Source organism: Amycolatopsis sp. lyj-109 (assembly GCF_046548995.1).
GTDB lineage: Bacteria > Actinomycetota > Actinomycetes > Mycobacteriales > Pseudonocardiaceae > Amycolatopsis.
In genome coordinates, this window is sequence record NZ_JAJPWR010000011.1 from 174,811 (window position 1) to 187,820 (window position 13,010).

General features: G+C 69.6%; 13 protein-coding genes. 3 read left to right on the plus strand and 10 right to left on the minus strand.

All coding sequences use genetic code 11. From position 1 onward, the window contains the following. Positions 1-36: 36 nt before the first annotated feature. From ACLJQF_RS25280 to ACLJQF_RS25290, 3 genes are all read right to left on the minus strand, one after another. Positions 37-1,461 carry an LCP family protein gene (locus ACLJQF_RS25280; RefSeq protein WP_410612138.1) on the minus strand — a complete coding sequence of 475 codons (1,425 nt, stop codon included), beginning with the start codon at positions 1,459-1,461 and terminating at the stop codon, positions 37-39. An 83-nt stretch (positions 1,462-1,544) separates the two neighbouring features. After that, positions 1,545-1,670 carry a hypothetical protein gene (locus tag ACLJQF_RS25285; RefSeq protein WP_410612140.1) on the minus strand — a complete coding sequence of 42 codons (126 nt, stop codon included), beginning with the start codon at positions 1,668-1,670 and terminating at the stop codon, positions 1,545-1,547. Beyond that, positions 1,670-3,019 (minus strand): OFA family MFS transporter, encoded by a 1,350-nt coding sequence (locus tag ACLJQF_RS25290; protein WP_410612141.1) that lies wholly within the window; start codon positions 3,017-3,019, stop codon positions 1,670-1,672. Before ACLJQF_RS25290 ends, ACLJQF_RS25285 begins: the two co-directional genes overlap by 1 nt. Before the next feature lie 102 nt (positions 3,020-3,121). Here ACLJQF_RS25290 and fdhD point away from each other — a divergent pair, with 102 nt between their 5' ends. Continuing rightward, a complete protein-coding gene (fdhD, locus tag ACLJQF_RS25295) occupies positions 3,122-3,946 on the plus strand; it encodes a formate dehydrogenase accessory sulfurtransferase FdhD (protein ID WP_410612142.1) in 825 nt (274 codons plus the stop codon). Between the two features lie 106 nt (positions 3,947-4,052). Here the strand turns inward: fdhD and ACLJQF_RS25300 are convergent, their stop codons facing one another. Beyond that, positions 4,053-5,531, minus strand: coding sequence for a carotenoid oxygenase family protein (locus ACLJQF_RS25300; RefSeq protein ID WP_410612144.1), 1,479 nt, complete (start codon positions 5,529-5,531; stop codon positions 4,053-4,055). Between the two features lie 71 nt (positions 5,532-5,602). Here ACLJQF_RS25300 and ACLJQF_RS25305 point away from each other — a divergent pair, with 71 nt between their 5' ends. Together ACLJQF_RS25305 and ACLJQF_RS25310 are read left to right on the plus strand one after the other, a co-directional pair. Then, positions 5,603-6,310 (plus strand): TetR/AcrR family transcriptional regulator, encoded by a 708-nt coding sequence (locus ACLJQF_RS25305; protein WP_410612146.1) that lies wholly within the window; start codon positions 5,603-5,605, stop codon positions 6,308-6,310. 67 nt (positions 6,311-6,377) lie between these two features. Beyond that, a complete protein-coding gene (locus tag ACLJQF_RS25310; protein ID WP_410612147.1) occupies positions 6,378-7,343 on the plus strand; it encodes an alpha/beta hydrolase in 966 nt (321 codons plus the stop codon). Positions 7,344-7,365: 22 nt separating this feature from the next. Here the strand turns inward: ACLJQF_RS25310 and ACLJQF_RS25315 are convergent, their stop codons facing one another. The 6 genes from ACLJQF_RS25315 to ACLJQF_RS25340 form a co-directional block, all read right to left on the minus strand. Continuing rightward, entirely contained in the window at positions 7,366-7,776 is a 411-nt protein-coding gene (locus tag ACLJQF_RS25315) for a hypothetical protein (RefSeq protein WP_410612148.1), read from the minus strand. Positions 7,777-7,826: 50 nt separating this feature from the next. Beyond that, positions 7,827-9,122 carry an ATP-dependent Clp protease ATP-binding subunit ClpX gene (clpX, locus tag ACLJQF_RS25320; protein ID WP_410612149.1) on the minus strand — a complete coding sequence of 432 codons (1,296 nt, stop codon included), beginning with the start codon at positions 9,120-9,122 and terminating at the stop codon, positions 7,827-7,829. Between the two features lie 229 nt (positions 9,123-9,351). Further along, on the minus strand, positions 9,352-10,005 hold the full coding sequence (locus tag ACLJQF_RS25325) for an ATP-dependent Clp protease proteolytic subunit (protein WP_364366753.1): 654 nt from the start codon (positions 10,003-10,005) through the stop codon (positions 9,352-9,354). Between the two features lie 26 nt (positions 10,006-10,031). Further along, a complete protein-coding gene (locus tag ACLJQF_RS25330; protein ID WP_410612150.1) occupies positions 10,032-10,637 on the minus strand; it encodes a ClpP family protease in 606 nt (201 codons plus the stop codon). Positions 10,638-10,775: 138 nt separating this feature from the next. Beyond that, a complete protein-coding gene (gene tig / locus ACLJQF_RS25335) occupies positions 10,776-12,155 on the minus strand; it encodes a trigger factor (RefSeq protein ID WP_410612152.1) in 1,380 nt (459 codons plus the stop codon). Between the two features lie 128 nt (positions 12,156-12,283). After that, positions 12,284-12,874, minus strand: coding sequence for a TetR/AcrR family transcriptional regulator (locus ACLJQF_RS25340; protein ID WP_410612154.1), 591 nt, complete (start codon positions 12,872-12,874; stop codon positions 12,284-12,286). Positions 12,875-13,010: the final 136 nt, after the last annotated feature.

The window sequence follows — 13,010 nt, forward strand, 5'->3', positions numbered from 1 at the left end:
AATCCGGAACTTCGCCGTCGATCAATTCATCGCCGGTCAATCGACACAGACGACGCCGTTCGAGGTGATCGGCTCGTCCGAAGCGCCCCCGGGAGCACCGCCGCCCGCGGCCGCGCCGGGACCGGCGTAGACCGTCCCGAGCACCACCTCGATGTGCCCGGCCGGCACCGACGCCGACTGCTGCGTCGTCAGGCCGCCCAGCGCCTTCGCCACCTCGGCGCCGCGCCCGGCCAGGTCGGGGCCGAAGCGGACCAGCGACGTCCGCCGGCTGTCCGTGTTGCCGGCCGGCTGCGAGGTGAACCCCTTCTCCCGCAGAACCCCCGCGACGCGGGCCGCGAGGCCCGCCTTCGAGCTCGCGTTGGAGACGTCGACGGTGACCGACGTGGCCGGCGCCTGCCCGGTGGGCGCGGCCGGGGCCACCGGCCCGATCAGGCTCGCCGCGAAGGCCTTGACCGCGACCGGATCGACCTGCACCGCCGTCGCCCGGGGGTTGTTCGCCGGGTCGTACCGGTAGTCGACGTTGACGACCGGGATCGTCGCGAACTGGATCCCGCCGCCACTGACCCCGCGCATCTGCCCGACGAAGTCGAGCAGATTCCACGAGTCGTCCAGTACGACCGAGCGCTTCACCGCGTCGATCAGGTCGGACAGCTTCCCCGGATCGGCCAGCGTGCCCGCCGAGAGCACCTGCCTGGCCAGCCCGGCGAGGAACACCTGCTGGCGCCGGACACGGGCGAAGTCGGTGCCCGGGAGGCCGTCACGCTGCCGCACGAAGGCGAGCGCGTCCGCACCCGAGACGCTCTGCGGCCCGGCCGGGAAGTCCGCACCCGAGTTCTTGTCCTTGGTGGCGTTCTTCAGGCAGACGTCGACGCCGCCGACGGCCTTGCTGATCTCGTAGAAGCTGAGCAGGTTGACCTCGGCGAAGTGGTCGATCTTCACCCCGGTGAGGTCCTCGACCGCCTGGCGCGTCGCGCGTCGCCCGGCCGTGAGCGCGCCCTGGTTGATCTTCGCCTTGTCGGTCTCGCCCGCGGTGCGCAGCCGCCGCGCTTCGGCCGCCTTCGCCCGCCCGAACGCGCCGTTGATCTTGCCCTTCCCGCCCGGCATCGAGACGAAGCTGTCCCGGGGGATGGAGAACGCTTTCACTTCCTTGGTGCCGTTCGGGATCCGCAGCACGATCAAGGTGTCGGTCAGGTCGTCGCCGTTCGCGCCGGCCCGCAGCTCACGCAGCACCTCCGGGGCCAGCGGCTTGCCCTGGTTGTCGTCGCGGGCGTCCCGGCCGACCAGCAGGATGTCGAGCGAGCCGTCGGCGGGTTGTTCGCCCGGCTTGGTCTCGCCGTCCGCGTCGATGACGCTGTCGCGCGTCACCTCGTCGAGGGCGCGGAGGTTCACGTAGCCGTACGCCGTGCCGCCGAACACGACGAGGGCCACCCCGGCGACAGCGATCTTCCCCAGTACATGCACGCCACCCAGGACGCCTGGGCGCCGGGAACCGCTGCACGAGTGAGACCTGTGTCACATCCGCCGAGCCCCGACGACCGGGCGCTTCAGCCGAACAGCTGCACCAGCTTCAGGAACAGCTGGTACACCCCGTACCCGAACGGGATCACCACCCACGCCCAGGCCAGCACGATCAGCGGCAACCGGTTGGGCTTCGCCGACGGTTCGCTCATCACGCCTCGCTTCCGACGGCCTCGCGGGCCGGCTCGTGGTACTTCTCCTTGACCGGGCGGACCAGCTCGTTGGCGACGAAGCCGACCACGAGCAGGCCGATCATGATGTAGAACGACGTCGTGTACAGGTCCGGGCCGGACTTGCCCGCCGCCTTCTCGCTGTCGGCGATGCGGTTGACGATCAGCGGGCCGAGCACGCCCGCCACCGACCACGCCGTGAGCAGCCGGCCGTGGATCGCGCCCACCTGGTAGGTGCCGAAGAGGTCCTTCAGGTACGCCGGGACGGTCGCGAACCCGCCGCCGTAGAACGACAGGATCACCATCGCGCACAGGATGAACACGAGCTTCGACGAGTTCTGCGTCAGCGCGATCACCAGGTACAGCAGCGCGCCGACGCCGAGGTAGGTGCGGTAGATGTTCCTGCGGCCGACCAGGTCCGAAGTGGACGACCAGACGAACCGGCCGAGCATGTTGCACAGCGACAGCAGCGCGACGAAGCCCGCCGCCGCGGCCACGCCCACCGGCGTCGACGTGCCCTTGAAGAAGTCCTGGATCATCGGCGACGCCTTCTCCAGGATCCCGATGCCCGCGGTGACGTTGAAGCACAGGACGACCCAAAGGCACCAGAACTGCGGCGTCTTGATCGCGTTGGCGGCCGAGACGTTCGCCGTGCTGATCATCGCCTTGCCGTGGTCGGTCTTCGGCTCCCAGCCCGCCGGCTTCCAGTCGTCGGCCGGCACCCGCACGAGCAGCCAGCCCATCGACATGAACACCGCGTAGACGATGCCGTGGACCAGGAACGCCGTCGCGATGGTGCCCGTCGTCGGCGCGGTGCCCAGCATCGACGACGACCACGGCGAGGCGATCAGCGCGCCGCCGCCGAAGCCCATGATCGCGATGCCGGTGGCCATGCCCGGCCGGTCGGGGAACCACTTGATCAGCGTCGACACCGGGGAGATGTAGCCGATGCCCAGACCCACCCCGCCGATGCCGCCGTAGCCGAGCACGACCAGCCAGAACTGCCCGGTCGCCACGCCGAGCGCGGAGATGAGGAAGCCGCTGACGAAGCAGCACATCGACACGAACATCGCCCAGCGCGGGCCGTTCTTCTCGACGAGCGTGCCACCGAACGCGGCGGACAGCCCCAGCATCACGATGCCGAGCTGGAACGGCAGCGAGCTCTGGGTGCCGTTGAGGTGCATCGTCTTCTCGAGCGGGGTCTTGAAGACGCTCCACGCGTAGGCCTGCCCGATCGACAGGTGTACCGACAGGGCCGCCGGTGGCACCAGCCAGCGCGTCCAGCTGGGCGGGGCCACGATCCGGGATCGGTCCAGGAAGCCGGGAGCCATCGGTTCCCTCCGTATTCTGGGGATGATGGAGGGAATGTATTACTAAATCACCGGTGTTGCACCATACGAGTGTCGAACTTTCGGGCAGCGAAGGATGTGCTGATGGGCAGGGTGACCGTGCGCAGGCCGGTGCGGCGGATCTCCGCGACCGGGGACCGGCGCCGCCCCGACGCACTGGCGGCCGAAGAGCCCCTGGAGCTGCGGGTCGGCGGCAAGGCGCTGGCCGTCACCATGCGCACGCCCGGCAACGACGTCGAGCTGGCCCACGGCTTCCTGCTGTCCGAGGGTGTGATCGGCGGCCGAGCCGACATCGCGGTCGCCCGGTACTGCGACGGCGTCGACGACCAGGGCCGCAACACCTACAACGTGCTGGACATCGCGCTGGCCGACGGCGTCCCGCCGCCGGACACCGGCGTCGAGCGCAACTTCTACACGACGTCGTCGTGCGGGGTCTGCGGCAAGGCCGCGCTGGACGCGGTCAAGCTCCGCACGCGCTTCTCCCCCGCCGAGGCGGCGTTCGCGGTGAAGAGCGAGACGCTGTCCGGCCTGCCGGACGCGTTGCGCGCCCGCCAGAAGGTGTTCGCCAGCACCGGTGGCCTCCACGCGGCGGCGCTGTTCACCCCGGACGGGGAGATCGACGTCGTCCGCGAAGACGTCGGCCGGCACAACGCGGTGGACAAGGTGCTCGGCTGGGCCGTCCTCGAAGACCGCATCCCGGCGCCCGGCCACGGCCTCCTGGTGTCCGGGCGCGCGTCGTTCGAACTGGTCCAGAAGGCCGCGATGGCGGGCATCGGGCTGCTGGCCGCGGTGTCGGCGCCGTCGTCCCTGGCGGTGGAGCTGGCCGAGGAGAACGGCATGACCCTGGTCGGCTTCCTCCGCGGCGACTCGATGAACCTCTACACCGGCGACCACCGCATCCTCACCTGAACCCGGCCCCGCCCGGCAAGCGCCCCAAGGCGGCCTTGGTTGCGTCTCACGCACCGAAGGCGGCCTTGGTTGCGTCTCACGCACCGAAGGCCGCCTTGGGTGCGTCTCACGCACCGAAGGCCACATTGGGGCGCTGGGCGACCGACGCGATCCAGTTGCCGTGGAAGCCGTGGGGGACGCGGTCCGGGAGGTGGATCGCGGCCACCGTCTCCAGCGTGCCCGCGTCCAGGATCGTCAGGTCGCTGCGCTGGGACGCCGGGTCGAACACGAAGCCCAGCAGGACGCCGTCGTCCTCGCCCGCGTCGTCGTGGCGGGGGACGAACACGAACTCGCCCGGCTGCCGTCCCGCGCCGAACGCGCGCTCGTCGCTCGAGCCGGTGTGGAAGTCGTGCTTGAACAGCGATCCGCCCGGGTCGGCGCCGCCGTCGGCCGACATCGCGTAGCCGTAGCGGTGGCGGCGGCCGATCAGGCGCTCGTCGACGCGCGGGAACTCCTGCCCGCGGTCGTCGAGGCGCTCCTCCAGCACCTTGCCCGCCGCCAGGTCGACCGTCCAGCGGTCCAGGGTCGGGCCGCCCTCGTCCGGGCCGTGCAGCTCGCGATCGAACATCCGGGGGTGGCGGACGACGTCGAGCACGACGCTGTCGTCAGATTCAACACTGTCGTAGGCGTTGAGCGGGTGGAAGACGTAGCACGGTTCGACGTCGAACCACCGGACGTCCCGGTTGCCGCCCGCGCGCGGCATGATCCCGATCCGCGCCGGGTACTTCGGGTCCCAGCGGTAGGGCAGGCCGCCGTTCGCGCCGATCTTGCGGGCCATCATCGCGGTCACCGGGTCCGGCACGCGGATCTTGCCCACCATGGCCGACACGACCAGCTTCGCCGGCGTGCGCAGTGCACCCGGCACGCTCGCGGCGACCGCCATCTCGGAGTTGAACGTCACCGGCAGGTCGTAGAAGACGACGTGGTTCTCGGTCAGCGAGAAGTCGTGCATCATCGGCGACCCGGTGACCTCGACGTCGACCGTGCGGCGGACGCGCCCGGCCGCGTCGATGACCGAGTACTGGACCTTGTTCCCCATGCCGAAGAAGTACGAGACGGCGTGCAGCTCGCCGGTGCGCGGGTCGCGCTTGGGGTGGGCGGTGTAGCCGCCGGGCAGCGTGCCGTCGAAGTCGCAGCGGCCGACGGTGTCGAGCTCGTCGGTCAGCTCGTAGATCGGCGCGCCCGCCTCGACCAGGGCGAGGGTCTTCCCCGCGTGGCCGATGACGTTGGTGTTGGCGCCGAGCGCGTCCAGCCCGCAGAACCGGCTCGCGTCTTCGCCGTTCAGCGCCGCCGCGACGGCGGGGTTGCGGACCCACCGGTTGCGGTACCACTCGGCCTTCCCGTCGCGCAGGCGCACGCCGTGGACCATGCCGTCGCCCATGAACCAGTGGTAGGCCGCCGGGTCCACTTCGGACAGCGGATTCGGGCCGTTGCGCAGGTACCGGCCGTCGAGGAACTCCGGGATCCGGCCGGTGACGGCGAGATCGGTGATCGTGTGCTCCCGGCTGACCGGGGCGAAATTTCCTTCGAGGAACTTGTTGCCCATGTGACCCCTCCACGGCTTCTATAACGCGGTTATGCATCCAGGTATAACAGGGTTATGGGATACTGGCAAGCATGAGCCCCAAACCGCGCGCGACCGACGTCAAGGCCCGCCTCGTCGAGGCGGCCATCCGGCTGCTCGACGAGAGCGGTCCCGAAGCCCTGCAGGCCCGCAAGCTGGCGGCGGAGGTCGGCGCGTCGACGATGGCGGTCTACACGCACTTCGGGGGCATGGCCGCGCTGGTCGACGAGGTCGCGCGGGCCGGCTTTCGCAGGCTCAGCGAATGGCTGGCCGGGGTCGGGGAGACCGACGACCCGGTCGCGGACATCTTCAGCCTGGCCCGCACCTACCGGCAGGCGGTCGCCGAGCAGCCGCAGCTGTTCGCCGTGACGTTCGGCCAGTCCGCGCCCGGCGGCAAGCGGGCGACGCTGTCCGACCTCACCACCGCGGAAGGCCGCGAAGCCGCTCAGGAAGGCCTGGAGGCCTTCGAACACATCGTCCGGGCGACCGCGCGGGCCATCGCGGCCGGCCGGTTCCGGCCCGCGGACGAGTACCAGGCCGCCGCCCAGCTCTGGAGTGCGCTGCACGGATTCGTCACACTGGAGGCGTCGGGCCACTTCGGCCCCGGTGAACAGGGCATAGACCACATTTTGATCCCCCTCGGGATCACCATGGCAGTGGGTCTCGGGGACACTATGGACGAAGCCGGACATTCGGCCGAGACCGCGAAAGCGGCTTGGCGAGCGAGGACCGGAAACGCCGGGCAGGGTGATGGCGAATAACCCGGTGAACGGGGACGCGAGGGAACGCGGAGCGGGTGCGCGGCGTCCTTGAGGAGGGGCCAGGGGGATGGAGACAGAGTTGACCGAGCACAACGGGGACGCGGAACCGGCCGGGGCGGTCGTCGAGGCGGTCCAGGGCGCCCGCCGGTGGATCGGCCGCCGGTCGGTGCTGATCGCGGGCGCGTCCGGGCTGGCGGTGACCGGGCTGGCCGTCGGCACCGCGACCGGCAAGCTGCCGTTCAGCCAGGCCCTGCAGCGGACGCTCGGCGTGACGTCGTCGAACCCGACGACCCAGCTGGGCAGCACCCGCGTCGAACGCGTCTACTCCGCGGCGCGCGGCCGGATGGTCGACCTGGTGTTCATCCTGCCGTCGAAGACCCCGCCGAAGGGGCTGCCGATGTCGCTCGCGCTGCACGGCCTGCACGGCAACGCCCGCAGCGCCGTGCCCACCGGCACGCTCAAGCAGCTCGCCAGCGACGTCGCCCGCAAGGCGGTCCCGGCGTTCGGCTTCGTGGCCGTCGACGGCGGCGACAACTACTGGCACGAGGTCCACCCCGGCGACGACCCGATGGCCATGCTGCTGGAGGAGGTCCCGCAGTGGCTGCGGGCCCGCGGCTTCGCCGGCCCGACCGGCCAGCCGTTCGCCTGCACGGGCATGTCCATGGGCGGGTTCGGCGCCCTGGTGTACACGCGCCGCCGGGTCGAGCGGCGCCAGCCGCCCGCCGCCGTCGCGACGCTGGCCCCGGCGCTGATCACGTCGTGGCCGGAGATGGCCAAGCGCCACATCTTCACCGGCATCCAGGACTGGACGGCGCTCGACCCGCTGCGGCACATCGACGAGACCAAGAGCGTGGCCAACGGCATCTGGTGCGGCACGGAGGACTCGTTCATCACCGGCGTCCGCCGCTACATCGAGGCGGCCCACCCGGCGGTCGCGCACACCGCGCACGGCAAGCACGGCGATCCGTTCAACCGCACGGTGGTGCCGAGCCTGATCAGCTTCCTCGGCAAGCACGTCCCCCGCGCCGACTGACCTTCACCAGGTCAGCGGGGTTTCACTCCACCCAACGGCCGACGACCGCGATCAGCCAGAAGCCGACCAGCGTCGCCATGGCGAACAGCAGCACCCAGTTGAACAGCTGACGCCGCTCGGTCACGCCACGGGCCTGCCGCAGCCCGTAGGCCGCGACGACGAACAACGGCACGGGGATGAGCGGCAACGGCGACAGCCGGGACACGACGGCGACGGCACACGTACCGGTGAACACGGCCAGCATGCCCATCAGCACGCGGTGCAGCCACGGGTAGCGGTCGGAGACGGACGCGATCACGCGCTCGCTCAGCTCACGGAACCCCAGGACCGGCCCGGCCGGGGTGGACCCGGCGGGTTCCGGGGCCGGCGGCGCCGGCGCTTGCACGCCGCCGCCAGATGCGGCCCCGGAACCCGGGAAGGAATCAGCAGTCATTCAGCTTTCCTGTCGAGTCTCCGGGCCGGGCGGCCCGGAGACGCCCGGCGTCAGGCCGACTTCTCGCCACGCTCACTGCGCGCTCGCCGCGTCGGCTGCCGGGCGACGATCGTCGGGTTCACGTTCTCCCGGACGGTCTGCTCGGTGATGACGACCTTCGCCACGTCGTCGCGGCTCGGGATGTCGTACATCACCGGCTGAAGCACTTCTTCCATGATCGCACGCAGCCCGCGGGCACCGGTCCCGCGCAGGACCGCCTGGTCGGCGATGGCCTCGAGCGCGGTGTCGGTGAACTCGAGCTCGACGTTGTCCATCTCGAAGAGCTTCTTGTACTGCTTCACCAGGGCGTTGCGCGGCTGGGTGAGGATGTTGACCAGCGAGTCCTTGTCCAGGTGGTTCACCGTCGCCACGACCGGGAGGCGGCCGATGAACTCCGGGATCAGCCCGAACTTGATCAGGTCCTCCGGCATGGTGTCGGAGAAGACGTCGCTCTCCTCGATCTCGGACTTGGTGCGGATCTCCGCACCGAAGCCGAGGCCGCGCTTGCCGACCCGCTCGTTGATGATCTTCTCCAGCCCGGCGAACGCGCCGGCCACGATGAACAGCACGTTCGTCGTGTCGATCTGGATGAACTCCTGGTGCGGGTGCTTGCGGCCGCCCTGCGGCGGGACCGAGGCGGTGGTGCCCTCGAGGATCTTCAGCAGCGCCTGCTGGACGCCCTCGCCGGAGACGTCCCGGGTGATCGACGGGTTCTCGCTCTTGCGGGCGATCTTGTCGACCTCGTCGATGTAAATGATCCCGGTCTCGGCCCGCTTGACGTCGTAGTCCGCCGCCTGGATGAGCTTGAGCAGGATGTTCTCGACGTCCTCGCCGACGTAACCGGCTTCGGTCAGCGCCGTGGCGTCCGCGATGGCGAACGGCACGTTCAGCAGCTTCGCGAGCGTCTGCGCCAGGTAAGTCTTGCCGCACCCGGTGGGGCCGAGCATCAGGATGTTCGACTTGGCGAGCTCGACCGACTCCTCCTTGGAGTCCTTCGGGCCGGCCTTGTCGTCCGCCTGGATGCGCTTGTAGTGGTTGTAAACAGCCACCGCCAGCGTCCGCTTGGCGTCTTCCTGACCGATGATGTACTGCTCGAGGAACTCGTGGATGTCGGCGGGCTTGGGCAGCTCGTCGAGCTTGACGTCGCCGGCCTCGGCCAGCTCCTCCTCGATGATCTCATTGCAGAGGTCGATGCACTCATCGCAGATGTAGACCCCGGGGCCGGCAATGAGCTTCTTCACCTGCTTCTGGCTCTTCCCGCAGAAAGAACACTTCAGCAGGTCTCCGCCGTCACCGATCCGTGCCATGGCCGTTGACCTCGTCCCCTCCGGCGCGGGTTTCCGCGCCTGACGTGTGTTGCGACGGTGCGACCCCCCGGCACGGTGACCGGGTGCGAGCCTCACGCATTGCCACTGACGGTACCCGTCCGATGCCGTGAGCGGGAACACCCACGAACTCCGGGAGCACGTCAGAGGACGACCCTAAACCAGGATGCCGGTATGTGTCGTCTTCTCGACACACACCGGCCTGGCGGATCTACAGAGCCGACGCCTTACGGTACGGCAGCACCTCGTCGATGATGCCGTACGACTTGGCCTCGTCGGCCGTGAGGATCTTGTCCCGCTCGATGTCCTTGCGGATCTGGTCCGGGTCCTTGCCCGTGTGCTTGCCCAGGATGACCTCCATCTGGCGCCGCACCCGCTGGATCTCGTTCGCCTGGATCTCCAGGTCGGAGACCTGGCCGTACGTGCCCTCGGTGGCGGGCTGGTGGATCAGCACCCGCGAGTTGGGCAGCGCGTACCGCTTGCCCGGGGTGCCGGCCGACAGCAGCACCGCGGCCGCGGAGGCGGCCTGGCCGAGGCAGTAGGTCTGGATGTCCGGACGGACGAACTGCATGGTGTCGTAGATCGCCATCAGCGAGGTGAACGAGCCACCCGGCGAGTTGATGTAGATCAGGATGTCGCGGTCCGGGTCCTCGTGCTCGAGGTGCAGGAGCTGGGCCATCACGTCGTTGGCCGACGCGTCGTCCACCTGCACGCCGAGGAAGATGACCCGCTCTTCGTACAGCTTGTTGTACGGGTTCGACTCCTTGACGCCGTAGCTGGTGCGCTCGACGTACGACGGCAGGATGTACCGCGACTGGGGAGTGTTCGGAGCCCGGAAGTCACCCGGGAGCCTGAAGTTGCTCATGATCGAGTCTCCTGTGTGCTTCGCGCTCAGTTCGAGCCCGGTCGGGCGATGTCGGCGGTGAGGACGTGGTCAACGAACCCGTAGTCCTTCGCCTCCTGCGCGGTGAACCAGCGGTCGCGGTCGCCGTCGGCGATGATCTGCTCGACCGACTGCCCGGTCTGGTCGGCCGTGATCCTGGCCAGCTCCTGCTTCCACTTGTTGAACAGGTCGGCCTGGATCGCGATGTCCGACGCGGTGCCGCCGACGCCGGCCGACGGCTGGTGCATCAGGATCCGCGCGTGCGGCAGCGAGTAGCGCTTGCCCGGCGTGCCCGAGGAGAGCAGGAACTGCCCCATCGAGGCCGCCATGCCCATCGCGTAGGTCGCGACGTCCGGGCGGATCAGCTGCATGGTGTCGTAGATGGCGAACCCGGCGGTGACCGAGCCACCCGGCGAGTTGATGTAGAAGCGGATGTCGGACTCGGCGTCGTCCGCGTCGAGCAGCAACAGCTGCGCGGTGATCCGGTTGGCGATCTCGTCGTTGACCTCGGAACCGAGGACGACGATGCGCTCCTGGAGCAACCGCTCGAACACCGAGTCGGTGAGGGTGAGCCCTGCGGTACCGGTCCGCGCCTCGGGCGTGTGCTGCGTCACGTCTGCCTGCCTTTTCGCCGGCGGCGGCCCGGTGCTGACGGCCACCGCTGTCGTTTCAGATGCTTGAGATCTTGTATCCGACCCTAACGAACTTGGGCGGTGCAGAATGCCTGACACCGCCCAAGTTCGCTCACAGCTTCACTCCGCCGGAGTCTTCGCCGTCTCGTCGGTGACCTGCGTCTCCTCGGTTGCCGGCTCGTCGGTGCCGAACAGCTCCGAAAGGTCGACCTCGGCGCCGGCGCCGTCGGTCACGGTGGCCTTGCGGACCACCGAGGCGAGGGCCTTGCCGCGGCGCACGTCGGCGTAGATCGCGGTCAGCTGGCCGGACTGCTGGGCGCGCTGGACGTACTCGTCCGGGCTGATCCCGAAGCGCTGGGCCTGGTAGATGATCCGCTCGGTGAGCTCGCCGTCGTTGACCGACACCTCTTCCTTGTCGGCGATGGTGTCCAGCAGCAGCTGCGTGCGGACGGCCTTCTCCGACTCGGCGCGGGTCTCCGCGTCGAACTCTTCGAGCGTGCGGCCCTCGGCCTCGAGGGCCTGCGCGAACTGGGCCTCGTCGTGGTCGAACGGGTGAATCGCGTCGTGCTTGCGGTTCTCGATCTCGGAGTCGAGCACCTTCTCCGGGATCGGCACCTCGGTACGCTCCAGGAGCTCGTCGAGCACCTTGTCGCGGGCCTGGACGCCCTGCTGCATCTTCTTGACGCGGCCGAGCCGCTCGCGCAGGTCGTTCTTGAGCTCGTCGATCGTGTCGAACTCGCTGGCCATCTGGGCGAACTCGTCGTCGGCCTCGGGCAGCTCGCGCGTCTTGACCGACTGGACGGTCACGGTCACCTCGGCGTCCTTGCCGGTGTGCTCCCCGGCGACGAGCTGGGTGGTGAACGTCCGGGTCTCCCCCGCGACGGCGCCGACGATCGCCTCGTCGATGCCGTCGACGAGCTGGCCGGAGCCGATCTCGTAGGACAGCCCGCTGGTGCTCGCCTCTTCGACGGCCTCGCCGTCGACGGCCGCGGACAGGTCGATCGAGACGAAGTCGCCGGTCTCGGCCGGGCGCTCGACGCCGGTCAGCGTGCCGAACCGGGCGCGCAGCTCGTCGAGCTGCTCGTCGACCTCCGCGTCGGTCAGCTCGACGTCGTCGACGGTGATCGCGAAGCCGTCCATGTCGGGCAGCTCGATCTCCGGGCGCACGTCGACCTCGGCGGTGAACTCGAGCACGTCGCGGTCCTCGAGCTTGGTCACGTCGAACTCGGGGTTGCCGAGCGTGCGGACCTCGTTGGCGCGGACGGCCTCGATGTACTTGGCCGGGATGGCCTCGTTGACGACCTCGTCGAGCACCGGGCCACGCCCGATCCGGCTTTCCAGGACGCGAGCGGGCGCCTTGCCGGGCCGGAAGCCCGGGATGCGCACCTGCTGGGCGATCTTGCGGTAGGCGCGGTCGAAGTTCGGCTTCAACTCGTCGAACGGCACCTCGACATTGATCTTGACTCGCGTCGGGCTCAGCTGCTCGACGGTGCTCTTCAAGGTCTTCTCCTCGAGCGGTAACGATTGTGGTGGACAATCCTGCGGAAATGTCCCCGGTCGCCTGCAGACCGGGACGTCCGAGTCTAGGCCAGTGGCCTCCGCCACCCGGCCGGGGGCCACCTGCGACGTCAGGCGCCCAGCATCCGGCCGATCACCCAGCGCATCTGGCCGCTCGCGTGCGCCACCGACCCGCTGGGCTGCACGAGGTGGGAGAGCAGCAGCCGGACGATCGCCTCGACCGCGACCGTCCACTCGGAGGGGGTCAGCCCGGCCTCCGGGTAGCACCGCGCGAACAGGGCCGCCACGGTGTCGACCGAGCGCTCGAGCACGCCCTCGGGCCGGGTGGTCAGCAGCGGGAGGAAGTCGTCGCGGCCGCCGTTCGGGCAGCCGAGCGCGACCAGCAGCAGCGGGTTGACCCTGGCGGCTTCGAGGGTCTGGCGGAACGCGGCGGTGACGCCGTCGACGGGTTGGCCCGGGTGGGCGGCGACGACCTCGGTCACGCGCTCGGCGAAGCGCTCGGTTTCCCGCAGCACCAGCGCCTCGGCCAGTTCGGCCTTGGAGCCGAGTTCGTTGTAGACGGTCTGCCTGCTGACGCCGACGTGCGCGGCCAGTTTGCCCATCGTCACCGCGGCCCAGCCGTCGTCGGCGATCAGGCCGGCGGCCGCGTCCAGCAGCCGATCTCGGGTGCGCGCCGGGGCGGGATGGGTGACAGCCTTCACAAGGGCAGCTTACCCACCGCTTGCGTTCGGCTGGCCGAGACCTTTTTTCGAAGCGTGGCGCGACGTTTACAAACGTCGGCGGGTTGTCTACGGTGACTCCCGCCTCGCCAGGAGCTTCTCGACCGAGGAGACCGCT

Excerpts from the sequence above, each read along its gene's own strand:
- ACLJQF_RS25285 (WP_410612140.1), bottom strand. The coding sequence starts at position 1,670 with ATGAGCGAACCGTCGGCGAAGCCCAACCGGTTGCCGCTGATCGTGCTG.
- ACLJQF_RS25290 (WP_410612141.1), bottom strand. The coding sequence starts at position 3,019 with ATGGCTCCCGGCTTCCTGGACCGATCCCGGATCGTGGCCCCGCCCAGC.
- fdhD (WP_410612142.1), top strand. The coding sequence starts at position 3,122 with ATGGGCAGGGTGACCGTGCGCAGGCCGGTGCGGCGGATCTCCGCGACC.
- ACLJQF_RS25300 (WP_410612144.1), bottom strand. The coding sequence starts at position 5,531 with ATGGGCAACAAGTTCCTCGAAGGAAATTTCGCCCCGGTCAGCCGGGAG.
- ACLJQF_RS25305 (WP_410612146.1), top strand. The coding sequence starts at position 5,603 with ATGAGCCCCAAACCGCGCGCGACCGACGTCAAGGCCCGCCTCGTCGAG.
- ACLJQF_RS25310 (WP_410612147.1), top strand. The coding sequence starts at position 6,378 with ATGGAGACAGAGTTGACCGAGCACAACGGGGACGCGGAACCGGCCGGG.
- ACLJQF_RS25315 (WP_410612148.1), bottom strand. The coding sequence starts at position 7,776 with ATGACTGCTGATTCCTTCCCGGGTTCCGGGGCCGCATCTGGCGGCGGC.
- clpX (WP_410612149.1), bottom strand. The coding sequence starts at position 9,122 with ATGGCACGGATCGGTGACGGCGGAGACCTGCTGAAGTGTTCTTTCTGC.
- ACLJQF_RS25325 (WP_364366753.1), bottom strand. The coding sequence starts at position 10,005 with ATGAGCAACTTCAGGCTCCCGGGTGACTTCCGGGCTCCGAACACTCCC.